This window comes from Serratia sp. 506_PEND, assembly GCF_001076875.1.
Taxonomy (GTDB): Bacteria; Pseudomonadota; Gammaproteobacteria; order Enterobacterales; family Enterobacteriaceae; genus Serratia; species Serratia marcescens.
Genome location: NZ_JVEL01000546.1, coordinates 1 through 836, shown reverse-complemented (window position 1 = coordinate 836; position 836 = coordinate 1). Strand labels below are relative to the sequence as shown.

The window sequence follows — 836 nt, the reverse complement described above, 5'->3', positions numbered from 1 at the left end:
TTTCACGGCGTTTATTGCGTAAAAAGTGTTTTATGCTGAAAGCTGAGCAAGAAGTTGCGCAAATTTTGCATTTATTCTTTTTATGGTTGTTTTTTGTTCATTTCAGCAATTATTTTTGTGATATTCACCACACTGAAAACTATTCAGGCGCCGTTCGGATGATTAAAAAGCAACCAGCCGCCACACTTCACCGGAAATAAAAACCGGTCAGCGGGTCGCATCGTTCTGTCCCTGAGAGATACGCTGACTCCATGCACGGGCCAGTTTCTGTGCAGATTTGATTTCATCGGGTTTCAGCAGGGCTTCCAGCGCATTCAGTGCATCCACCGCGTCTTTATCGTTTTCCGTTGCGGCCAGCGAGTACCAGGCATAAGCCTGAATCCGGTTGCGCGGCACCCCCAGTCCGTCCTGACTCATCATGCCGGAGCGGTACTGCGCCATCCGGTTGCCGGCCATCGCGCTGAGCCGGTATTGCGTAAAGGCCTGCGTATAGTCATGTGGTCCGCCGAGACCAAGGCGCAGCATTTCACCATAGTGGTAACGCCCTTCCACATCGCCCCGTGCTGCCAGCTGCTGCCAGGCGCTTCTGGCGTGAACCTCATCGCCCTGCTTTTCATACCACCCGGCAAGCGCACGCGCGGCCTGAAGGTCACCGCCTTTCGCGGAGAGCGTCAGCCAGTGAAGCCGCTTTTCATCACCAGTCTGATACTGGCTGTAGAGATACTGTGCCCGGGCATCCCCCTGGCTGACAGCACGTCTGAGCCAGGCCATCCCTTCGGTCTGGTTTTGTGCCACACCGTTGCCGCTCAGGTAAGCCTGTGACAGCCAGCGTTGCG

Annotated in this window: 2 protein-coding genes; one reads left to right on the top strand and one right to left on the bottom strand. The window is 54.9% G+C overall.

The features are described from left to right. Positions 1-200 (top strand): hypothetical protein (locus tag ADK28_RS32285; protein ID WP_204375383.1); only part of this gene is annotated, 200 nt, incomplete at its 5' end. Between the two features lie 7 nt (positions 201-207). Here the strand turns inward: ADK28_RS32285 and ADK28_RS23715 are convergent. Next, positions 208-836 (bottom strand): tetratricopeptide repeat protein (locus ADK28_RS23715; protein ID WP_048796850.1); only part of this gene is annotated, 629 nt, incomplete at its 5' end.